This window comes from Paenibacillus sp. FSL R10-2788, from assembly GCF_038003885.1.
Classification (GTDB): Bacteria; Bacillota; Bacilli; order Paenibacillales; family Paenibacillaceae; genus Paenibacillus_AQ; species Paenibacillus_AQ odorifer.
Map to the genome: position 1 here is coordinate 1002022 of NZ_JBBOQA010000001.1, position 22775 is coordinate 1024796.

Sequence of the window (22775 nt, forward strand, 5' to 3'; positions counted from 1 at the left end):
GCTTCTCCTTCATCTAACCATAATTTGGGTGTTGTTGGTAGTTTTCTTTTTAGACTTACATTTTGATTGGCCATTTGATATATTCAGGTGTGCATTGTAATTTTTTTATTTTTCTAGATTAGGAGCTAAATTAAGAACATGAAAAACCACAACTTTGCTTCAAAAATTATCACTTTTTTTGTGGTGATGATAAGTTTTGCTGTTTTATTTTCAAGTCAAGCCTTTGCGGACGACAGTGATCTCAAATGTTATTTGGACGGTAAGCAATTACATTTTAATGTAAGTCCTATCCTGAAAGATGGAGTTACATATGTACCCATGCGGTCGATATTTGAAGCTTTAGGCGCAACTATAAAATGGGATAATCATGCGAAGTCGGTCTCAGCGGTTAAAGGGGATATTAACATTTTTTATCTGGTCAAAGAAGGAAGAGTAATTGTAAACGCCAAAGAGAATGAGCATGTCTTAAAGGGTATCAATTTTCAAAATAATACACTCGTCCCTCTAAGATTTATTAGCGAAGTGTTGGGTAGTAGTGTCACTTGGGATGAAGGTGCAAAATCTATTTACATAACCTCACCAGTTGCCGAGGAGAAGCTTATTGCTCCGGTTAACAGAACAATTTCAGTAGGAAGTCAAGAGCAATCAAAATCGTTATCAGATGAGAGAAACAGGTTTGTTATAAACGTAAAGCACTACGGTATTAAAAATAATCAGTTGTATAGCTTGCTCGAATTTTCTAACATGGATAATAAAGACATCTCAATAAATTTTAAGCCCGGTGATCAAAAAATCATAAAGACGTTCTCAAAGGAAAAGGATCCCATGCCGACTCTGAAAATTGAAAATTGTACGGAAGTAACCCATAAAGTAGTTATCGATAATATTGGCGGGAATATATATAAAATCCCGGAATTTTCAGTTAATCAGGCGTGTGTCAGTTCCAACCAATCCCAACAAGATGCGCTTGATGTATGGCGGAACAACAATTCCGGCCTCTCGGAATTAGGCAGTAACCTCGTGTCTGTCCGTAAATATATTCAAGATCAGACGGGTGGGCTGCAAAACTTTGTGATCCCAGCCAATAAAGCTGAACAGCTGATCTTGGTCGCCCCAGTTGGAGGGAAGGATAGGTTGGTTGTGGAGGGCAGTTATTTTGTAGGAGGTCTATCAAATAAGACTATAGAATTCCAACTAGATTATGAAGTGGTTTCCGAGCTCGATTTGGGTATTTATAGTTACATATATACGGAACCTGTATATTAAGGATCGTTTTATTAGAAAAGAGGTGTCCGAACGGCCAAAATAAATGGCTGCTCAGACACCTCTTTTATTGTTAGTGTGTAGATTAAAGTCTGACAATTACTCCTGTGCTGCTGTAAACCCCTCTTCCGCTAAATATTCTTTAGCTTCCTCAAGCGTTTCAAACGCCATCTCCAGATTGAGGTCGGCATAGACATACCATAAATCATCCTCAAGCTTTAGGGTTAGGGTATGGCCCTCATCATTAGTCCAGAGTGTATCGGCAGTTGCCGCAGCCTTTTTCTTTCTTTTGCTGGCTACAGGAGCATCAGGAATGTAAATAGACAGTGAGGTGATGGAGGCATCCAGCAAACTCCGCAGCTCGGATTCCGAGTAGTCGCGAATATTCACGAAGCCCTTATCGTCTGTCTCGTAGCCCCGCAGTAAGCCTGCGAACACATAGCCATTACCATTTGGATGCAGGTGAAAAGCAACGGTTTTCTTATCATGCTGGCTTTCCTCGTAGTGATAGTTCACGCGCCCAAGGGATACATTTTTGCGTTCCAGCTGGGGGTAAGAGTCGAGAATCGCTAATTTTTGTTCAAAAGTAAGCATATACAGCCTCCGGTTTTCGGTGTGATTGTGCACATGATTATACCATGTCGATGGATCGTAGACTATTTTTTTAGTCATCAAGCGGCAGAGACAGCACGAAGGTGCAGCCTTTGTCTGAGTGCTCCTCAAGCACGAGGCTTCCGTTCATAGATTCGGCCAACAGACGGCTGAAGGTTAGGCCGAGTCCTAGACCACGCAGTGTGCTCTGCTTGTCGCTGCCCCGGAAGAAGGCTTCGAAGACATGCTCACTATGATTGGATGAGATGCCAAGCCCATTATCTTGAACACGGATTTCGGCAAAGCCATGACCTTGCTGCTCCAGCAGTTCTATCGTAAGCTGCACCCTTCGATCAGGAGCTTTGGCTTGTACGCTGTTATTAAGTAGATTGACGATAATCTGCTGGATACGAAGGGAGTCCCCACGCAAAAACAAGGGATTGATCGGCATATGGAGCACGGGTTCAGCAACTTCTTCCGCCTGTGTCAGCTTCCATTGATATACGATTTCGGATATCAGGGGTACGGCATCCAGTCGGTCGTGACGAACGGAAACCATTCCTGCAGTCAGGGCATTGTAATCCAGAAGGTCGGCTACCATTCGCTGCAACCTCCCAGCCTCCAGCAGGGCAATATCCAGAAATTCCACAGCTTCATCACCTTCAACGACCCCTTCGCGGACGGCATGCACCAGGCCTTTAATAGAAGTTACGGGTGTTTTCAACTCATGGGAGACTCCGGCCAGCATTACGGCTCGAGACTGCTCAAATTGCTGTAACTTGCCTGCCATCTCTTCAAAAGACATCATCAGCTCATGAATTTCCCGCTCTTTAGCATCCTTATCTAGAACGATATCATAACGGCCATGGCTGATTTGAGCCGCTGCCTCGACTACCTTCTGAATGGGTTTTGCCAGTTTACGAGATAAGAGGTAAATGGTTAGCCAACTTAAGATGATTAGAAACAGCAGCAGTATGGAGAAAAATATGATCTCCTCCTGTGGAATATGCCGCAGCGATTTTTTGGATTGCAGAACAATAACCTGTCCCAGTGTTTTGTCATCCGAATTTATGGAAGCCACAGCAGCTTTAAACTCCGGACTACGGGAGTCGTTCAGGCTATCATTAAGCTTATATCTCATTTCCTTGTCAGTTAGAGGTGGCAGGGAGAATAGCATTTGACCTTGTTGATCGGTAATGATCACGCACATCTCTATGGTTAACTTGAAAAACCGTTTCCGGTCTTCGATCAGCTTTTCGAGATTTTGGCTGATTTCAATGGAGCCCTCCATATTTAAGCTGCGATCTGCAATCTCCTGTGCCAAAAGCCCCGCAGTCTGCAGACGATTGCTCATAGCCTCCTGACGGATCCACCATAATGTAGCTAAAGCTGTGAGGAGCAGGCCTACACTAATAATGAGCAGATAACGTATCGTCCAGTAAGAAAGGATAGAGGTGCGTTTGGCGTTGTTTCTCTTTAAGTTGTCCATAATTGATATCCCGTCCCCCTTAGGGTACGGATTTCCCCCTCACTAGTAGGCCAGTGCGACAACGCTTGGCGTAGTCTTTTGATCGACAAATCTACCGCCCGGTCGCTTCCTTCATAATCCATTTCCCATACAAATTCTATTAATTGCTCACGCGTACAAATCTGATTAGGCCTTTCAGCGAGAAATAACAGCACTGACATATCCCGAGGACTAAGACTCAGCTCAGCCCCATTCAAAAAGACAGCACGTGCTGTGAAGTCGATAAACAAACTGCCATAATGCCGTTTACGGCTGCCATCTGACCACTGCGAGGGACGGCGTAAGACAGCGTTCACACGTGCCACCACTTCCTCGGGAATAAAAGGTTTAGACATATAATCATCCGCACCACCGTCGAGGCCGGCTAGCCGGTCATTGATCCCATCTCTTGCCGTCAGCATGATCACAGGGCAGCTGCTTTTTTCACGGATGAGCTTAAGCAGTTCAAAGCCGTCCATGTTTGGCAGCATGATGTCTAGTAATACTAATGAAGGAGGAGATATAGCAAAAGACTCCAGCGCAGCGCGTCCATCGGCTACACGGGTGACTTGAAAGCCTGCTTTTTTCAGATAAGCACTGAGGACCCTAGAGATGGCTTCTTCATCTTCTACAACAAGAATGGATTTCGTCAAATTGGAGTACCTCCAGTCCATAAAATTTACGACAAGTTTAACACATCATAGCCCGCTCTGCTCTGACTTCTTCCCGACATATTGCTTTGTTAGAATGAGGGACGAGCTTGAAAGCATACAGAAATTATGAATATTGGAGGGAACAGGATGAAGAGAAAAAGAATAGCCTTGATCGCTGCAGGAGTTATTATCGTAGGAGTAGTCACAGGTTATACATTACTGGATAAATCGCTGGGCAATAATGTAGAGATCGAGTCCGTGATTCCAAATCAAGCAACAACAGCAGGTGCTGGAGAGACAACAAATAACACTGGAGCATCAGCAGGGGTGGCGGTCACAGCCGAACAATTAAACGGGGATTGGACCCTTGCGGAAACCTCTAAAGTCTATTGGTCAGTGACGACCTCTAAAGAAACAGTAAACTTCGTAGACAACAAAGTTCAGGGAACCTGGAAGGTAAATATAGAGGATTCTACTTCGATGGCCGGGGAAGGGACAGTGGATATGAGCGCTCTGGACTCGGGCAATAGCCAACGGGACGAGCATGTAAAAGGAGAGGATTTTCTATCCGTTACGGAATTTCCACAATCCACGTTTGTAGTGAAGTCATTTTCGGAGCTGCCGGCAGAATGGACTGAAGGAGCAACTGTGCCTGTTGAAATGCAGGGGACGCTTACCGTAAAAGGAGTAGAAAAGGACGTCACCTTTCAGTCGCAAGCGGCGTATAGCGGGGGACAGTTGATGTTGTCGGGAACGACAACAGTAGCCTTTTCTGACTTTGGTCTAAGCAATCCCCACACCGTTGTGCTGGATACAGAAAATAATCTTGAGGTTCGCTTGGAGCTTGTGCTGACAAAATAGTAGCTCTTCCGTAAGGATAACGCTGCTGTGAATTTTATAGAGAGACTGTACTGAAGAGATTTTCCCAGGCCGTGTTGGCGTTTGGGAGAGTCTCTTTGGTTTGGAATGAATTGTATGTTTTAATAGTAGTATCTGTCGAATAACTAGCAATAGTGGAGGTGTTCTTTATGATCAAGGTGGCGGCAGCAATTATACATAATGTAGAAGGGCAGATTCTTATTGCCCGGCGGCGGCAAGGTAAATCGCAGGCAGGTCTGTGGGAATTTCCTGGTGGCAAAATAGAGCAGGATGAGAGCATCGCAGAGTGTCTGCAAAGAGAGCTTCAGGAAGAGATGGGGATCACAATCCTTCCCTATGAGAGCTTTGGCATAAACGAGCATAACTATGGAGAGATAAAGATCCAATTGATTGCTTGGAAAGCGCGGTATCAGGGAGGTGTAATTGATCTGGTGGATCACGACGAACATAGGTGGGTGCTTCCGGCTGAGCTGGGTCAGTTCATGTTTGCTCCGGCAGATCTTCCTTTTGTAGAACGTCTACTGATGGAATCAAAGCCGGATTGAAGGGAGATAGAATATAATATAGAAGAAAGGAAGAGCTTAAATGCCTGTATATGAAAAGCTAGTGCGTGACGGCATCCCCGATTTGATAGCTTCTCAAGGGAAAGATTCTAACACAAGGATATTAGAGTCCAAAGAATACATAACTGAACTACGTAAAAAATTGCAAGAAGAGTCGGAGGAATATTTTCAGGCAGCAAGTGATGAAGAAGCTTTGGAGGAGCTTGCCGATATGCTGGAAGTGATTCAGGCTCTGGCGGAGACACATGGGAGCAATAGCATGGAGCTGGAGAAGCAACGTGCAGAGAAAGCTAAACGTCGCGGTGGATTTAAGAAGGGGATATATCTGATTGAAGTGGAAGGAGAATAACGGGGAGATTATTTTTCCGCACAAGGAGGGTAAAACGTTGTTCAAAACCAAACTGACGATGATCTTAAGCAGTGTGGTGGCCTTGATTCCTGTAGCTATTTATTTATTCCTTTATTCCAAAATGCCGGATACCGTCCCGATTCATTATGATGGGAACATGGCTGATCGATTTGTAAGTAAAGCTAGTCTGGAGGTTATTTTGCAAAGCGGGCTGGGTTGTTTGGGATTCATAATTATGAAGCTTTTACAGTTCCTTTTGCAAAAAGCGTTTATTCAAAGCTCTAACGAGCACTCAGCGGCTTTGAGCAAGATCTGGAATATTGCTATTTTGGTGGTGACGGTGGTGTTTGCTGGCATCAGTTCCTATACATTCATTAGAATGGTCTGATAGAATTAAAGAGACTTAGCAGAAGGATTAGGAGGAACATGCAAATGAAAATGGACAACGCTTACAAGGTGAGATGGGGAATTATTAGCACAGGCTGGATTGCTCATCAATTTGTTACTGATTTGGCGCATGCCAGTAATGGTGTGGCTTATGCCGTTGGGTCAAGATCTCAGGAAAGTGCCGATGAATTTGCTAAAAATCATGGGATTCCGCATGCCTATGCAACCTATGAGGAATTGCTGAATGACCCAAATGTAGACGCGGTATATATTGGAACTCCGCATCCTTTTCACAAAGAAAATGCTTTAATGGCGCTGCGTGCAGGCAAAGCTGTCCTGTGTGAGAAACCTTTTACCGTAAATAGCGGTGAATTGGAAGAAGTTGTGGCCTATGCTAGAGCGCATAAGCTATTCCTGATGGAGGCAATGTGGAGTCGCTACATCCCGGCGATTGTAAAGGTTAGAGAATGGATTGCTGAGGGCAAGATCGGTGATGTTCGTTTGGTGAAGGCAGACCTAGGGTTTCGTACCGACTGGAACCCGGAAGGCAGATTGCTGAATCCGAAGCTGGGCGGGGGTGCGCTGCTGGATGTGGGGATTTATCCGGTTTCTTTTGCCTCCATGGTGTTTGGACCTCATCCTGAGTCTATTTCCAGCACAGTGCACATAGGTGAGACTGGAGTGGACGAGCATTTCTCGATGCTGTTGTCATATGGTAACGGGAAAACCGCTTCGTTGAACGGTGGTATTCGTCTTAACATGTTGGAGGAAGCGCATGTGTTTGGCACAGAAGGCCGTATTATTGTAGAGGGTACATTAGTGAACCCGAAATCGGCTGCGCTTTATATAGGAGATGAGAAGGTAGAGAGCTTTGTGGATGACCGTGCTTCTATTGGATATTGTTTTGAAGCGGAGGAAGTAGGACGGTGTCTTCAGGCAGGGCTTACAGAGAGTCCGGTGATGACATTGGATGAATCGTTAGCGATTCTGAAACTGCTGGATCAAGTGCGTGCACAGTGGGGGCTTAAATACCCTGGAGAGTAATTAAAATATAAATTAAACACCCCTCGGTGTAGTGCTGCACAAGTAGCTCCGAGGGGTGTTGTTATATTAACTAAGCTGCGCTAGTTCTGATTATTGGCGTTTTTGCCTGCCTGAACCCAGCCGGCCACTTCAACGGTACGCTTCGCTTGATGAAAAACAGCGTCACGGATCCGATCCTGATCTTCGATCATTTTACCGTCTCCATCTACGCTGACACTTGTTCCGTAAGGGTTGCCTCCCGCACCGAATGTGACTGGATCAGTATAACCGGGTGCTGCAACAATTGCTCCCCAGTGATACATCGACGTGTAGAGTGCCAAAATCGTAGCTTCTTGTCCACCATGCGGGTTCTGTGCTGAGCTCATGGCGCTGACGACTTTGTTTACTGTTAGTCCTTTGCCCCAAATGCCACCGGTTGTATCAATGAACTGCTTCATCTGGGAAGCAATGTTACCGTAACGGGTTGGGGAACTGAAAATAATCGCATCTGCTTCGACTATATCGTCGGGTGTGGCGACTGGGATATCTTTTGTTTCTTCAGCTAGGGCCTTCATGGCTGGATTTGCGGCGATTTTATCCTCGGGGACCAGTTCCTGCACCTTCAGCAGTTTTACCTCAGCTCCTGCTTTTTCTGCGCTTTCCGCGGCCCATTGTGCTAGCTGGTAGTTAGTTCCTGTGGCACTGTAGTAGATGACAGCTAATTTGATTTTTGACATGCTGTAGTCATTCCCTTCGAGTGTAGTTCCATACTATTAATTACCCTAATGGTGTCTTTATAACCCAGACTGAAATCAATCTATTCGAACTGGACAGACAGATGTCCACTTTGCCTGTGTATACTAAGTTTAATCACAGGAAATGAGGGAGAATGATGAATACTTATTTTGTAGAGAAAGCGAAAATGACCTTGGCTGGGGTTAGCATACGCACAACTAATGAAGTGGAAATGGGACCTGATGGAGGTTTGCCGCAGCTGTGGGAAACTTATTTTCAGAGTAATATTGCGGGGCAGGTAGCTACGGTAAATCCTGAGTATATCTATGCGTTGTATACGGATTATGAGAGTGATGCGAGCGGAGCATATACCGTTGTGATCGGGCATGAAGTAGCTGAGGAGAGACATTTAGAGGGAAACCAGCTAGAGGAAAACGGGCTAGAGGAAAGCGAGCTAGAGGAAAGCGAACTAGAGGAAAACGAGCTAGAGAAAAGCGAGCTAGAGGAAAGCGAGCTAGAGGAAAGCGAACTAGAGGAAAACGAGCTAGAGAAAAACGAGCTAGAGAAAAACCAACTAGAGGAAAGTCAACTAGTGGAAAACCAACTAGAGGAAAACCGACTGGAGGAAAGCCAACTAGAGGAAACCCAGTTCACCTATGCGGCTGTACCGGAGAGCAAATACATGGTTTTTACGACGAAAAAAGGTCCGGTATTTGAAGTGGTCGCGCAAGCGTGGGGGGAGATTTGGGCGTACTTTAAGGAGTCTAGGGAGGCAAGAACTTACACGGGGGATTTTGAGATTTATGATTCGCGAAATTTTGATCCTGCTGACACGCAGGTTGAGATTTATATTGCGATTGAATAGATTAGGGGAAAGATGGTTTTTATGTGCTTAGTGGGTTAAGTGCTTAAGCGGGAGGTTTTATAGGGAAAAGTTTTATTTTATAGGAAATTGTTTAAAGGGAAGTATTTTAGAGGGAAAAAGGGGTTTAAGGGAGTTGCTTCTGATAGTAGTACCAAGCAACTTGCGAGAGAAAGGGGGCTGCCGAGAGGTAGTCCCTATTTTTGCTGACGTGCCGGGTACCGAGGTGAAGGGTTACTTGACGGTGGAAGAGAATATGACAACTTAAAAGAATATATACATTTGAAAAGAATATATACATCTAAAAAAATATGTACATCAGTAAAAAATAATGCACAACGACTCTTATCTCATATGGGGATGTGTTGTTAATCCTTGCTGAGGCTTGCATTTAGGCAGACGGGGGGAGACATAAGAGAAGCATATACATAACTAATGTGTCTGCGGAAAATTGTACGGTAAAAATCCCGTAGATTTGCTGGATTGGCAGAAGTGGCGGGGATGTACGGTAGAAATCCCGCAGAATAGCTGGATTGAGACAAAGTGGCAGGAATGAACGGTATAAATCCCGTAGATTTGCTGGATTGGGCAGAAGTGGAGGGAATGAACGGGAAATATCCCGCAGAATAGCTGGATTGAGATAAAGTGGCAGGAATGAACGGTATAAATCCCGTAGATTTTCTGGATTGGGCAGAAGTGGAGGGAATGAACGGGAAATATCCCGTAGATTTGCTGGGTTGAGCCAAAGTGGCGGAAATGTACGGTATAAATCCCGTAGATTTGCTGGATTGGGCAGAAGTAGAGGGAATGAACGGGAAATATCCCGTAGATTTGCTGGGTTGAGCCAAAATGGCAGGAATGAACGGTAGAAATCCCGTAGATTTGCTGGATTAGGCTGAGGTGGCAGGGATGAACGGTAGAAATCCCGTAGAATCGCAGGGTTAGGCGTAGGTAGCAGAGATGAACGGTAAAAATGCTCTACATCAGCTGCAAAGCGTCGAATTAGTTAGAAATAAGAGCAAAAATGCTCTACATTAGCCGCATCGAGCCAAAGTAGCAAGAAAGAGAGGCAAAAGTGCCTTACATTAGCCGCAAACGCCGCTCGGACCTAGTCAAAGTTAGTTTGGTAGGGGAGCTAGTGGTACTGGTATTGTTAATGGAGTTAATGCGCTTATGGAACTGATCTAGTTGGTGAAACTAACGAGTTGATAGAGCTTGTGTAACTTTGTAACAGCTGGAGTTGGTGAAGTTAGTTAGTTAAACTAATGTGGTTGATAGAGCTACTCTAGTGGGAGAAACTAACGAAGTTGTTAGAGCTGAAGTAACTGGTGGAGTTGATGGAGTTGATGTAGTTGATGTAGTTGGCAAAGCTAGTTAGTTAAGCTAATGTGGTTGATGGAGCTGAAGTGATTGGTGAAGCTGATGTAGTTCATGTAGTTCATGTAGTTCATGTAGTTCATGTAGTTCATGTAGTTCATGTAGTTCATGTAGTTCATGTAGTTCGTTGAGTCGGCGGATCTGATGGAGTTGAGTAGAGATGCCCGATTAGCCAGCACACCAATATATAGAAATGGAGAATGCCAAATGGGAAAACAATTTACCGCTATACTACCAATACATGAAGAGTTTATTCTTCGGCAGCACCTTTTTTTCGTAGGGTCGGCGCCGCTTTCAGAAGATGGGCATGTTAACCTTTCGCCGAAGGGGCATGATTGTTTTCGGATTTTGTCTCCTAATCAGGTGGCCTATCTAGACATGACTGGCAGCGGTAATGAGACGAGCGCGCATCTGCTGGAAAACGGAAGAGTGACGGTTATGTTTTGTGCGTTTGAGGGGACGCCTAACATTTTAAGGCTGTATGGAACAGGGGCTGTGATTTTGCCTGAATCAGCAGAATGGGAAGCACTGTCCCCTATGTTTACATCTCTGCCTGGAGCCAGACAGATCATTTTGATAGATGTTCATAAAGTACAGACTTCCTGCGGATTTTCGGTTCCATTCATGAATTATGCGGGTGAGCGAGATACGTTGCAGCGTTGGTCTATCCAAAAGGGCGAGGCAGGTCTGAGAGAATATAGAGGAGAGAAGAACACTAAGAGTATAGACGGGCTACCCACACCTCTTGGACAAAAACTGACTAGACAGGATCTCCCATACTCATGACCCATAGAAGGAACATACAACCCATAGGATTATTCACCCAAGACGCTAGAAGTTTCCCGCGACTTTCAAGGTAGTTCACCCAAGTTGCTAAAGTTTCCCGCAACTCTCAGGGTCGTTCACCCAAGACGCTAGAAGTTTATCGCGACTCTCAAGGACGTTCACCCAAGTTGCTAAAGTTTCCCGCAACTCTCAAGGTCGTTCACCCAAGTTGCTAAAGTTTCCCGCAACTCTCAGGGTCGTTCACCCAAGAAGCTAGAAGTTTATCGCGACTCTCAAGGACGTTCACCCAAGTTGCTAAAGTTTCCCGCAACTCTCAAGGTCGTTCACCCAAGTCACTAGAAGCTTCCCGCGACTCTCAAGGTAGTTTTCCGCAACTCTCAGGGTCGTTCATCCAAGTCGCTAGAAGTTTATCGCGACTCTCAAGGACGTTCACCCAAGTTGCTAAAGTTTCCCGCAACTCTCAAGGTCCTTCATCCAAGTCGCTAGAAGGTTCTCACTACTCCCAGGGTCGTTCACCTAAGTCGTCAGAAGGTGACACCCTACACTCAGAGTTGTTCACACAACCCGCTAAACTTATCTCACTACTAATCATGGTCGTTCACTTGTCGACATAGGTTATGCCACCGTCACTATATTGAATCTCACCCACCACACTACTAACTTCACATATTCATAATAAGTAATCCCGAAATCCCGAAATCCCGTAATCCCGTATCCTGCATTCCATAATCCCTACCGCCCAAAGCTCATGCTACCCACGGATTCCACTATAAACACAGGAACATATTGCTCGCCTATGTCTGTTCCAACAAGCTCATATCCATTCTGATATTGGCCACTAACTAACGCGTTACCTGTAACGGAACCCACTTCTCCTTGAAGCAAAATATAAATCCCATCCGAGTAAGCAAGACTATTGCCGAAGTTATCTACGACGATCTCACAATGAAAAGAGACCTTTTCCAAAGGATGAGTGGTCAGATCCGCAGCTGAGATTACAGCATACTCCTGAACAATCTCCGCGAATTGATAGATGCCGTCTACTTTACGGTAAAGTGCCGTTTGCCCGTCAACACCGTCTCCAAGATCCGCATTAGGCACGAGAATAGAGTCATCGGACTGGAGTTCATAACCATCGCCAGCTATTGAAAATAACTGCGAAATACCATTTGATTTCATCTCATATGCTGTGAAAAGGGTGCGTCCACCTTCAACCTCAGATTGGGCTAAAACCACAGGTACACCTGAAGAGGTTGCCAACTGTTCATTAAAAGTAAGACTGCGCAGACTCTCGAAGCGTGGCAAGCTGTTTCCGGTTAATGTGACCACATTGTCGTCGTTATTCATCGCAGCATAATAGAGCACGCCACTGTTATCCGTCCCGGCGACGATCACTTTTGTGCCCGATAGTCCTTTGCGGGAGATGACGTTGTCGTATTTGTTTTGCTCTTCACCGCCAGGAAGGAGGCGAACAGGCTCAGCGATATTCCAGGCCAGCCTAGCAGCGGCAATGTTTGTCGAAGTATCCTCTAGCGGAGCAAGCTCTCCGTATAATTGTATCGCCTCAGCATATTGACCTTTAGTAGTCAGACGTTTGGCATTTTTTAGTAGCTTAGTCTTACTAGTATCGATCAAAGTCAGCACCTTGGATGAAGTGACACCTGCCGATCCTGCAAAATTACGATAAGCTACAGCATGCCCAGCAAAAGCTGTGATATTGTCACCTTCGAGATCTTTGTTCAGGATGATCTTCCCGCTGCTTTCTGCTTGTTGAAGTACCCAAGGAGCTTCGTAATTATGCTGGCTATAAGCACTCATCAGGGACAGGGTGCTTTCCAGCATGCCGGTAAAGTTTCCTGCTCCTGCTAAGGATTTTAATATAGCTGTATCATGGCTTTTAAACTTTGAGGCTAGTAAATCCTCTTTGGAAGCTGCACTTCCATAATAAGCATCAGGAATCTGCAAAAGATTCCATTTGAAGTTCTCTTCATTACTCACCCCTCCGCTCTGGTTCTGGGCAAGCTCGGCAAGGAACTGCTCCTTAAACTGACGGAAATAAGAGGTGAACTGGTCTGAAATGCCTGAGGCCGACGATAACTGGCGATAATAGGATTCATAGGGGCCGTCTGGCTTCATATATGTAGCTTTTAAACTGAGCAGAGCTTGATAGCTCTTCATAAATCCGGCAAAATCCTTAGTCGCTGCTTCCTCCTTAGTAGAGGCTACCAAAACATTCAGAACTTTGCGGATATCTGTGATTGGAGCTAATTCATCCAGACGCTTTGCGACTCTTTCTTCCAAGTAATGAATAGAATGGTTGGCCGCTGCTTGGCGGTACTGATTCTCTGCATTAATCAGATCCCCAGCAGCGTAGAGACGGTCGGCTTCTTTGGTGATTTGTATTTTATCTGCGATGAGAAAAATCTTCTGTCCAAGCAGCACAAGCATGCATATACACAAAATGATCATAAAGTTTCGCAGGGTTATTAATTGTTTGAACGTCATATAGAGTAGCCTCTTTTTTCAAAATATAAGAAAGCCTAAGAAAGTATAAGTTTCACGGTATACAACATCCTTATATTTCTTTGAGAAACGGTTGGTTGTCATCAATAAGGATGTTTGCTTTATATTGGTTCATCTTAGCTTTCAGGTCTATTGGACCTCCGGGTCCCAGCGGTATTTGGCTTCACGAATGTCAGCTACCCTGAGGTCTAAGCCGTTCCAAGGTTCATCGGGATTCGCAGCAATGAGTTTGGACAACCGCAAGAAACGGTCCTTGGGCAGATCTTGCACGTATCGGCCAATCATATTGGAGTAGAGCAGGGCATAACGCTTCATTCTTACCGCCGCTCCTGCAACGCTCGTAAGGATGGTTAAGCCGTTAGCCATCTGGCGAATCTCCACTTCATAGTTCTTCACGTAGCGTAGTGTACGATCCTTAATGAGATCGGGACGGACTTTAGCGATCTCGCCGATATATTCGGCTAGCAGTGGTTCGAAGTCTTTTAGAAGAAGCTGCTCCAGTTCTAGATCCATATCCTTGCGGAGTAAAAATCCATGCAGCAAAGCCACTCGCTGCCGCGCGATCCGGTCGCCGCGAAGCAGGATGGAGAGCTCGCGCAGCTTCTCATAGGCAAGAACATCATCCTCACGGAGTACGGAGACAGCTTCCTGACGGTTGACCTCCAGCCCTTCCTTGATGATGCCGATCCCACGACCAAGCAGCTCATTGAGAGAACGAAGATTCTCGTTCTGCCTTACTTTTCGCTGCGTATAGTACAATAGTCCAGCAAGCACAAGACCCCCGGCACCACACAATATCATTTGTTGGATGCTATTTCCAAAATAGACAGAGGCAAGTGTGAGCAGTAAGATGAATAGTAGGCGGGTATGCATCTTCCGTCTGGCTAGTGATGCTGCGTGCTGCTCTACAGCAATAAGTGAGGCTCTGCCACATTTGCCACAGCGGTCTTCGCCAAGAGCGGTATACCGCCCGCAGTGGCGACAGATGCGCAGCTTGTCATAAGCGTAACGCGGGGCCTTGAAAGGCCGGAAGGTAACGGGTCTTTTCTTATTCACGGCCTTTATCGCCTCCGTTCAAAGCGGCTAGCAGTCGATCGTTAATATCATCACGTGTCAGTGGTTTGCGCTGATGTGCGGCATAAATGGAAATCTGAATTACGGCAATTAGGAACGTAATCCCAAGAATGACGTATGAAATCATGGAACAATCCTTTCTCATGGACGCTCTGCAGTCCAGATGGCTTTTAGAATGATAATCTTCTATGCATCAATGCACTGGGTCCGGCGGTCCTAAAGTTGAAGTTTACAAGGTTTAATTATATCATAATGGCATGCTATTTACAGATTTTAGCGATAGTGCTGAACCTGTCATATGTGCCTAATATAACACAAGAGGAGCCCTATTTATGCTTCGTAAATATCAAAGTATTAGAACAACCAAGACTCTCTTTCTACGTATCTTTCCGGTATTGCTCCTGGCTCTTTGTCTAGCTGCCTCGCCTTTTGCAGCTGTTAAAGCCTATGCAGCAACGTCGGCGCAATCTCACATTGATGCTGTGCTTCTTATTGATGTCAGCAACTCCATGAAGACTAGTGACAAGAACAAAATCGCCAACGAAGCGATGAAAATGTTCATAGATATGTTATCCACCCAAGGTGATAAAGTAGGTATTGTTGCCTATACCGACAAGGTGCAACGGGAAAAGGCTCTGCTGCAAATTAGCTCGGAGAGCGATAAGCAGGATTTGAAGGATTTTATTGATGGTTTGGACCGAGGAGCTTACACCGATATCGCTATTGGCGTAGAGGAAGCTGTGAAGGTTCTGCAGAATGGAAGTGACCCTTCCCATGAGCCTATCATTGTAATGCTCGCTGACGGCAATAATGATTTCAACAAAGCGACAGGCCGGACGCAAAGTGAATCAGATAAAGAGCTGAAGGCGGCCGTAGAGGTTGCCAAAAAGAATGGCTATCCCATCTATACCATTGGACTTAATGCAGATGGCAAGCTGAATAAACAAAGCCTCGCCGACCTGTCCAATGAGACAGGTGGTAAAGCATTTTCGACGGACTCAGCAGATGATCTGCCGCAAATCCTGAGTGAGATTTTTGCCAGCCATTTGAAGCTGAAGGTAGTGCCTGTGCAGTCGATTACTGCAAATGGCGATTATCAGGATGTGACCGTCAACGTGCCTAACGGCAGTGTTTTGGAAGCCAATATCTCAATTATGTCTTCACAGCCTGTGACAGCGAAATTAACGGACCCGTCAGGGAAAGAAGTTGCGATCCCCTCAAACAATGTCCTGCTGTCCAAGTCTTCTACTTATAGCTTGATTAAGCTACTGTCACCGCAGGAAGGAGATTGGAAACTTCAGGTTAAAGGTGTGCCAAAGGATAAGATTGATATTAATCTAGTCTTTAACTATGACTTGGAGCTTAAGATCGATGCGCTGCCATCAGCAACCTATAAAAAGGGTGATAAAATCGACATCACCTCGCATCTGTTCAGCAACGGTACTCAGGTAACACTCAGTAATTTGTATCAAGATATGAAGGCGGTACTGCTTGCTACAGATATCGATACAGGTGATGTGCAAGAAATCGAACTGGATAACTCCGGAGCTGTCTTCAAGGGTACATTTGAGGTAAAAGAAAGCCATAACTACGAGTTGAAGGTACGGGCAGAGGAAAGCAGCTTTTATCGGGAAAGTGCACCTGTCCAAATCAGCGCGAAGACAGGCGGCGCAGCAACAACAGCACCTTCTACAGGGACTGGCAATGAAGAACCCCTGAAGGAAGCTTCATCCAAAACCCTGTATTACATTATAGGGGGCATTCTTTTAGTGCTGGCAGCTGGTGCAGCATGGTATGTGCTGAATAAGAAATCGGCACGTGGTTTTGTTGGACAGCTGGTAGTAGAGGTTAAAGACAGCAATACGGGTGAGAAGACCTACCCACAATATAAGAAGCTTGCAGGCTTCAAGGGCAAGTTCACCCTTCATCAGCTGCTGCAGTTGGCGCCTGAACTGAAGGAGAGCGAAAGTGTTATTTTCACACCGGCTAAGAATGACCGTTTGCTGTTACGCAGCGGAGAAGGTGTTACTGTGGAGAGATCCGGACGTGCTGCGGATGCTTCGCGTGGTCTTGAACTGAAGAGTGGGGACCGCGTTTCAGTATCTCTACAGACGGTAGATAAGACGATTTATCTGGAATATTTAGTATAGTAGGCAATGGCAATGTATGCCGCAGAAATAGTTTTGCTGCAAGATATCTGAAGTACAGCTTCCGCAAAACTTTTAGGAGGATAAGCATATGAAACCAGTAGTAAGAGAGCATATACAGCAGTTGGATGTATCACTAGGCGGCGGGATTGTCAGCGATAAAATCAGGGTGGATACGATTGATAATCCGATCCTGATCATTGGACTAGGCGGCACGGGCATTGATGCCCTGCTGCGTCTTAAATATCAGATTAACCGCCGCTTTAAGCTGCCGGAGGATCCAATATCCAAGAAGAAACGGGACAAGCCGGATAATGTGGAATTTCTAGCTTTTGAGACGAATGAACAGGATCGCGGAAAAAAATACAAAGGCATTGGGCTGGACCCGCAAAATGAATTTGTACTCCTGGCGAATGCTGAAATCGGCGGACTGCTACAGAACCGTAGTATTCTCGATTCTTATATTACAGATTGGCTGTCACCTGAGTTAAGTATTACAGATGGTATGAATGGTGCCGCTGGCGTGCGGCAGGCTGGACGTCTGCTTTTGTTCACCAAGATTAATCAGGTTGTAGGCGCGATTGATAAGAAGATCAAGACGTTATCCGTAGGCACTAACAAAAAGCTGATGGTCTTTCTGCTGACAGGTCTGTCGGGCGGTACAGGCAGTGGGGCTTTCTTGGATATTGCCTATATCGTGCGCGGTATTATTGAACGTGACTATGGATCAGCCGGCATTGACCGTGTGAACACACTGGGGTACCTATTTACACCGGACGTGAATCTGTCTAATAAAAGTCTAAGCGAGCACACGCGTGAATATATTCGCAAGAACGGTTATGCAGCGCTAAAAGAGCTGGATTACTGGATGAATGTGGACAGTCGTGGTGAGCGATTCCAGCAGCAATACGGTAATATTTTGACGGTAAATTCACCGCTGCCTCCATTTAATCTATGTCATTTGATCTCTGCAACGAATACCGAGGGTAAGCTGCTGGAGAATGCGTACGATTACTGTATGAACGTAACGGCGGAGAACATCACGAACTTTATGGCGAGTGAAGAAAAACAGTCTGGTGAAGAATTCGCCATCCATGACTATATCAGTAATATCCGCACCAACATTGCGCAGATGAACAAGACCTACCCAGCTAACTATGAATACAACATTATCGGTGCCTCGTCTGCTGTGCTTCCGATTGAGGAAATGACGACTTACCTGGCTTTCCGCTTGTTTGATAAAATGGAAAAAATGTTCCAGCAGGCCCCTGGTCAAGAGGATGTAGAGAAATTCGCACGTAAGCTGGGGATTGATCTCGACAGTATGATCAAGACGTTTGAATCCCGTGTGCCTGAGCCGTTGCCAGGCTACGAGAACAGCGAACGCTTGAGCCATGCCAATGTTGTTAAGAATCAAGTGGTAAGCATGGATACAGAGCTGGAGCAGAACTTCCTGGCTCGTGCCCGTGAAGAATATATCAAATCGAAAAAGCAGTTGCCTGGCGAAATTGTGGGACGTTTCAGTGAAGAGCTGGAGCGCATCTTCCTGCACCCAGAGCAAGGGCCATTCTACGTTTCCCGCCTGCTGTATACCGAGAAGGGCTTCTGTATTTTGAAGCTGATTCAGTCTTATATTGAGGCTTTACGTGAAAGCTTGTTGCGTTTGCCACGTGATATTGAGACGGCTCAGGACAGTGCGGATGAGAAGCTGAGCGATGCCCGCAGTGCTTTTGTATCCAAAGAGAAGAAGAAAAATGCCTATATTGAGGCTAAAATCAATGAGTATTGGCTGCATGCCGATGTAGAACGCACTGAGCAAATGATTCAATTTTACGAGGACTTATATGAGCTCTTAAACGATGAGAACAGCCGGATTTACGGTGTGTTTACAGAGATTCTTAGTGCGCTTAGCTCGATTTTTGCCAAGAATGGGGACATCCTTATCAATGGCGAAGAGCAGGCAGACTATAAAGGAAACAAAACTTATTATTGGAACATTGTGAACGTGCCGGATATTTCGGCAACCATCTCCAAGATCATGGATCAGAAGGACGGCGACGACCTGATTCGCGACTTCACCCGTGAAATGCTGAAGCATTCCGGACGTTGGGTCAAAGAGCAGGAGATTGATATTGTCCGCTCGATTTCGGAATTCCTTAGCGATAAGTTTGGGGATCTGATTACCCGTTCGATGGAGGATTTCCTTGTGATGAAATTCGGCCATGAAGAGCCGCTGGATAAATTCGTTGAGCGGATTATTGCCGGTAAATTGGACGAAGAGGCTGTGCCTACCTTCCACCTTAGCAATAGCTCGGGCAGCTTACATTTCCCATCATGGGGTTTCGTTTCCGTGCCTGTTAAAGCGCCGGGTATCCTAAAAGGGATTCGTAATTATCAGAATAATGCGCTTGGCAAATCGCAATTTACGATCAAGGAAAGCCAAGTGAAAAACCGTATTTTCTGGCTTAACACACGTAACGGTGTGCCACTTTTCGTATACACGCCACTGCGGGTGTTTGAAGAGAACTATGAGCGGACCATTCTCGACAAGGAAGGGATTGGCCGCCATCTCGTGATGACGGATAAGAACAACTGGACGTATCTGCCTTCTCCGATTCCGGAAAAATCATGGGGCGACACTTACGTCAATTCTCGTGTACGTGATTATAACGCTAGAGTGCGTGCAGACTTTGCAAAAGCGCTGGCAAGTGGAGTCATTATTGAAAAAGGTGTAGATGAGAACACAAGTAACAGATATTCTGTTGTGTTCACCAAACCTTTTGATCTGGACACCATTTTGAGTGGTTTCGATATGCAACTGCAATCCACACGCCCGAATCTCGGTGAAGTGAAGAAGGCGGTTGATGAGCTGAAGAGTCTGCGTGAGAAGGGCTTGGAGCGCGAAGGCATTAAAGATATCTTTGGCAGCATCAACAAGGACATGGCGCAGGAGAATCTCATTCGTTCACCGCAGCTGATTTCACGTGTTCGTGTCGAGCTGTCCAAATATGCTGAACTGACTGCCAAAGCCGCTGAGCTTGAAGGTGTGCTTCATCAATATCTGGACGAAGATAAGTGGATGGATCAGTTCATTGAAGCTTTGTATACGGACAGCATTATCAAAAAAGGCGCACTCTACGTTTATGACCGTGATGAAGAAGAGGACGCTTGGGAGCCGTTTGCTAATTTGATGAAAGAGCGCAGCTACGTAGAGTATGCCGTGTATCGGCACTTCCGGGAGCTGGATGAGAAGAGCCGCAGCGTACTGCTGCGTAAGGCAGCACGTCGTGCAGGTGAAATGACTGCCGCTGAAGACGTTACCCCGCTGCTCTATAAGCTGGAAGGACTGTATGTATCATTCCTGGAAGCACGCGACAGCTTGGAGTACGAACGGGTTGAGTATGAGAGCGGCGATGAGATGTACGGATTCTACAAGAGCATGACTAGCAAGCTCGGCAGTATCCGCAGAAAGTTGAAATAGGCCTATGATCAAAACACAGGCATTATCTTATGGTGAACAATATGCGGTACAGGAAGAGGCACAGCGCAGCAAAGGGGATGGACGCAGCAGCATCCATTACCCTGCCCTGTTTCTGTTCGTAGGCGACAAGGTTGCTCCGGCCATCGGTCCGGTGCTGGATAGCTGCGAACGAAAATGGGATAACGCCGGCGGTGTTATGGCATTACATGCTGTGTCAGGTGCAGCAAAAGAGGGAACAGACGGAAGCAAAAGTGAATCTGTTGCGGGAGGGAAAGACCGGGTGCTGGCCATGGCCTTGCCGGAAACGGCAGGGTCAGATCCACGCACTGTGCGTCATGAACTTTACCGCAAGTTTCATGAGGATACACGTTATCTTGCTGAAATGAATAAAGTTATCCGGCGGCTGAGCAACAGTATAGCGGATTATGGACGTCTATATTCATCTTTTGACGTCATCCATCTCTCTATCATTACGCGGGTTGATGATCCGCTTAATGTATTGCTGCCGGAAATTACACTGCTGGCTCGTGCTGTACTCGGCCAGTCCTTCAAGTCCGTACAGACAGATCTCTACGCTCTGATCAATGAGCGGGAGCAAGGGGATAATTTTGGATATTCCAGCTCAGTAGGGCTGGCTTTTCTGCGTGAATTGGACAGAATGCAGGCTACGGACTATAAGTTTAATGCGCCGTTACTTGTGACGGAAGACGGTCTGTCGATTCCAGTTGGCCATGGTCCTTCCGCATTATTTGACCTTGTGTATCTGCTCTCCGATAAAAATGAGCGCGGTATGATGTCTGCACACGGTATGGATGACAACTACGAGATTATTTCTCATATTAGTCTGCTCAAAAATCGGGTCCGCCCGGCTTCTGATCAGGCTACTGGTCATGGCGGATATAACAATATGACCTTCAAAAGCGGCATCAGAGGCAGCACTGGAAGACAAGGCTACGCCTCTGCTGGCTTTTCCGGGGTAAGAAGACCTAATGTTCAAATTGCTTTGGCAGTGCTGTATCATGCGTTCCGGCGGCTTGTCTCCGATATGAGTGAGGGCAGTTCGTGGACTATACGTGAACGGCAGGCGTTGTTAGGGCTGGACCCTGACAGCTTGCGGGAACACGCGGTACAGCTACTTCCGGAGAAAGACGGCCTGAATGAAATGACGGGTTTAATGAGTCACGGACGCCCTTCCTATAATGAACTGAAGCAGCTGTCACTTCGTGAAGCTGAACGGCAGTTGTTCGGTGAAGGGGGCGAAGCTTATTTCCGCAATAACTTTGTGGCAGAGTCAAACCGGAGAGTAGAGGGAATGAATCCATTACGCCAATGGCGCACTATGCTGGCGGCACAGGAAACATCTACGCCTGCGGTAACCTTTTATCAGCTTGCGGAGTGGACGGCAGATCGTGATGAAGCCGGAAGTGTGCTCCATCTTTTACGTCAGCATATGGCAGGCTTGCGTTCCGCGATTCTCTCCATGCAGGAGGAGCTTGAGGATCTTTATGCAGAAAGCGTGGAGCGCCAGCCGTTCCAGCGTGTGCCGCTTTTTGACAAAAGAACAGTACGTAACTTCATTCATTACTTATTCTCAGCCGTATATGGCAAAAAATATGAACTATTGGGCCTAGAAAGTGAGCTTGCCCTATGCAGTCGTTTGGAATCTGCACTTGAGCAGCTTCATATGGAAAGTATGGCTCGTGTGAAAGCTATGGAGACTTTGGAGGAAGAATTGCGTATTACTGTTATGGACAGCATTGGGCGAACAAACGAAACAACGGGCCAGAACGTAATGGAATACTACCGCGTAGTCACAGAAGAAGTGATGAAGGATATCGAAACCCGGCGTGGACCTGGAATATTCTTCAGTGAGAAGTACATGGGCAGTATCTCCAAGCTCTTAGAACAAGGGAAAGAAGCTGTGATTGAGCGTTTGATTGATATTTGCCGCCGGGAGCTGCTGACAGCAGAACCTTTCAATTTATCTTTTGAGGAAGAGCTTCTGCGGCGTGCAAATGTTGCGGCTGCCTATGAGAATCGTCAGGTTCTATCGAGGGAAGAGCTGTTCAAGCGCTTGTATCATAATTTGGAAGAGGGCGCGGCCATTAATGTTCGGCTATTCGAATATACGCAAGAGCATCGTCATGAGGAGAAATATTTCTTCGGAGACAGTTCATCAGAATTCCTACGCTACGCATTTGGAGTGGATGAGACAACTCGGATTTACCGGTTAGGATTCGTGCATGAGCAGCGGAGGAGCGGAGTGGAGAAGCTCAACCTGATGGGCGGCTTTCATTTAGAAGACCTGCTCTATTATCGCAACGGTAAGGTCTATTATGAGACTTATGCTCAGAATGGCTATCAGCTCCATGGGCTGAGTGAAGATCAGCTTCCTGAGATGCGCTGATGGCGTAATAGATGGGTACCCTCACTTTGAGTCCCTTTATTGCCTTTGTGCAATATTGATACAGTAGATTTAAGTAGATTTCTGGGATAGGGACATTTCTCCTTATTTCCAATGCACACTGTGCAATAGAATAGAAATAGTTGTTCCTCCTACTCCATTCTATTGCAC

General features: G+C 46.0%; 18 protein-coding genes. 11 read left to right on the forward strand and 7 right to left on the reverse strand.

Features of this window, described 5'->3' with window-relative positions; translation table 11 throughout:
• Positions 1 to 138 precede the first annotated feature (138 nt).
• Positions 139 to 1266, forward strand: a complete 1128-nt coding sequence (locus NSQ50_RS04320; RefSeq protein ID WP_076224965.1) for a copper amine oxidase N-terminal domain-containing protein — start codon at positions 139 to 141, stop codon at positions 1264 to 1266.
• 96 nt (positions 1267 to 1362) lie between these two features.
• On the opposite strand, the gene NSQ50_RS04325 is transcribed toward NSQ50_RS04320, so the two are convergent.
• From NSQ50_RS04325 to NSQ50_RS04335, 3 genes are all read right to left on the reverse strand, one after another.
• On the reverse strand, positions 1363 to 1857 hold the full coding sequence (locus tag NSQ50_RS04325; RefSeq protein WP_038568853.1) for a hypothetical protein: 495 nt from the start codon (positions 1855 to 1857) through the stop codon (positions 1363 to 1365).
• A gap of 70 nt (positions 1858 to 1927) precedes the next feature.
• Positions 1928 to 3343, reverse strand: coding sequence for a HAMP domain-containing sensor histidine kinase (locus NSQ50_RS04330; RefSeq protein WP_036680794.1), 1416 nt, complete (start codon positions 3341 to 3343; stop codon positions 1928 to 1930).
• On the reverse strand, positions 3331 to 4014 hold the full coding sequence (locus tag NSQ50_RS04335) for a response regulator transcription factor (RefSeq protein WP_232061150.1): 684 nt from the start codon (positions 4012 to 4014) through the stop codon (positions 3331 to 3333). The genes NSQ50_RS04330 and NSQ50_RS04335 overlap by 13 nt, the downstream gene beginning before the upstream one ends.
• Positions 4015 to 4161: 147 nt before the next feature.
• On the opposite strand from NSQ50_RS04335, the gene NSQ50_RS04340 reads away from it, so the two are divergent.
• The 5 genes from NSQ50_RS04340 (at position 4162) to NSQ50_RS04360 (ending at position 7236) form a co-directional block, all read left to right on the forward strand.
• A complete protein-coding gene (locus NSQ50_RS04340) occupies positions 4162 to 4875 on the forward strand; it encodes a YceI family protein (RefSeq protein WP_038568856.1) in 714 nt (237 codons plus the stop codon).
• A gap of 167 nt (positions 4876 to 5042) precedes the next feature.
• Positions 5043 to 5438 (forward strand): (deoxy)nucleoside triphosphate pyrophosphohydrolase, encoded by a 396-nt coding sequence (locus NSQ50_RS04345; protein ID WP_036680800.1) that lies wholly within the window; start codon positions 5043 to 5045, stop codon positions 5436 to 5438.
• Between the two features lie 40 nt (positions 5439 to 5478).
• Positions 5479 to 5805, forward strand: coding sequence for a nucleoside triphosphate pyrophosphohydrolase (locus NSQ50_RS04350; RefSeq protein ID WP_076224966.1), 327 nt, complete (start codon positions 5479 to 5481; stop codon positions 5803 to 5805).
• Between the two features lie 37 nt (positions 5806 to 5842).
• Entirely contained in the window at positions 5843 to 6193 is a 351-nt protein-coding gene (locus NSQ50_RS04355) for a DUF1648 domain-containing protein (protein WP_081387265.1), read from the forward strand.
• Positions 6194 to 6237: 44 nt separating this feature from the next.
• Positions 6238 to 7236: a Gfo/Idh/MocA family protein gene (locus NSQ50_RS04360; protein ID WP_080742404.1), complete on the forward strand. Its 999-nt coding sequence runs from the start codon at positions 6238 to 6240 to the stop codon at positions 7234 to 7236.
• Between the two features lie 80 nt (positions 7237 to 7316).
• Here the strand turns inward: NSQ50_RS04360 and wrbA are convergent, their stop codons facing one another.
• Positions 7317 to 7952, reverse strand: a complete 636-nt coding sequence (gene wrbA, locus NSQ50_RS04365) for an NAD(P)H:quinone oxidoreductase type IV (RefSeq protein ID WP_036680804.1) — start codon at positions 7950 to 7952, stop codon at positions 7317 to 7319.
• A gap of 152 nt (positions 7953 to 8104) precedes the next feature.
• Between wrbA and NSQ50_RS04370 the strand changes: the two genes are divergently transcribed.
• Both NSQ50_RS04370 and NSQ50_RS04375 read left to right on the forward strand, forming a co-directional pair.
• Entirely contained in the window at positions 8105 to 8815 is a 711-nt protein-coding gene (locus NSQ50_RS04370; protein ID WP_256717110.1) for a GyrI-like domain-containing protein, read from the forward strand.
• A gap of 1581 nt (positions 8816 to 10396) precedes the next feature.
• Complete coding sequence (locus NSQ50_RS04375; protein ID WP_038568865.1) at positions 10397 to 10975, forward strand: pyridoxamine 5'-phosphate oxidase family protein; 579 nt, start codon at positions 10397 to 10399, stop codon at positions 10973 to 10975.
• A 732-nt stretch (positions 10976 to 11707) separates the two neighbouring features.
• On the opposite strand, the gene NSQ50_RS04380 is transcribed toward NSQ50_RS04375, so the two are convergent.
• The 3 genes from NSQ50_RS04380 to NSQ50_RS04390 form a co-directional block, all read right to left on the reverse strand.
• The gene (locus tag NSQ50_RS04380; protein ID WP_076224968.1) at positions 11708 to 13480 is read right to left on the reverse strand and encodes a hypothetical protein; all 1773 of its coding nucleotides are present in this window, start codon (positions 13478 to 13480) and stop codon (positions 11708 to 11710) included.
• A 147-nt stretch (positions 13481 to 13627) separates the two neighbouring features.
• Positions 13628 to 14554 (reverse strand): hypothetical protein, encoded by a 927-nt coding sequence (locus NSQ50_RS04385; RefSeq protein ID WP_076224969.1) that lies wholly within the window; start codon positions 14552 to 14554, stop codon positions 13628 to 13630.
• Positions 14547 to 14699 carry a hypothetical protein gene (locus NSQ50_RS04390; RefSeq protein WP_155986556.1) on the reverse strand — a complete coding sequence of 51 codons (153 nt, stop codon included), beginning with the start codon at positions 14697 to 14699 and terminating at the stop codon, positions 14547 to 14549. The genes NSQ50_RS04385 and NSQ50_RS04390 overlap by 8 nt, the downstream gene beginning before the upstream one ends.
• 205 nt (positions 14700 to 14904) lie before the next feature.
• Here NSQ50_RS04390 and NSQ50_RS04395 point away from each other — a divergent pair, with 205 nt between their 5' ends.
• The 3 genes from NSQ50_RS04395 (at position 14905) to NSQ50_RS04405 (ending at position 22607) form a co-directional block, all read left to right on the forward strand.
• The gene (locus NSQ50_RS04395; protein ID WP_036680809.1) at positions 14905 to 16722 is read left to right on the forward strand and encodes a vWA domain-containing protein; all 1818 of its coding nucleotides are present in this window, start codon (positions 14905 to 14907) and stop codon (positions 16720 to 16722) included.
• Positions 16723 to 16810: 88 nt separating this feature from the next.
• Complete coding sequence (locus tag NSQ50_RS04400; RefSeq protein ID WP_036680810.1) at positions 16811 to 20200, forward strand: tubulin-like doman-containing protein; 3390 nt, start codon at positions 16811 to 16813, stop codon at positions 20198 to 20200.
• A gap of 4 nt (positions 20201 to 20204) precedes the next feature.
• Positions 20205 to 22607 carry a transcription initiation factor TFIID gene (locus tag NSQ50_RS04405; RefSeq protein ID WP_051491149.1) on the forward strand — a complete coding sequence of 801 codons (2403 nt, stop codon included), beginning with the start codon at positions 20205 to 20207 and terminating at the stop codon, positions 22605 to 22607.
• Positions 22608 to 22775: the final 168 nt, after the last annotated feature.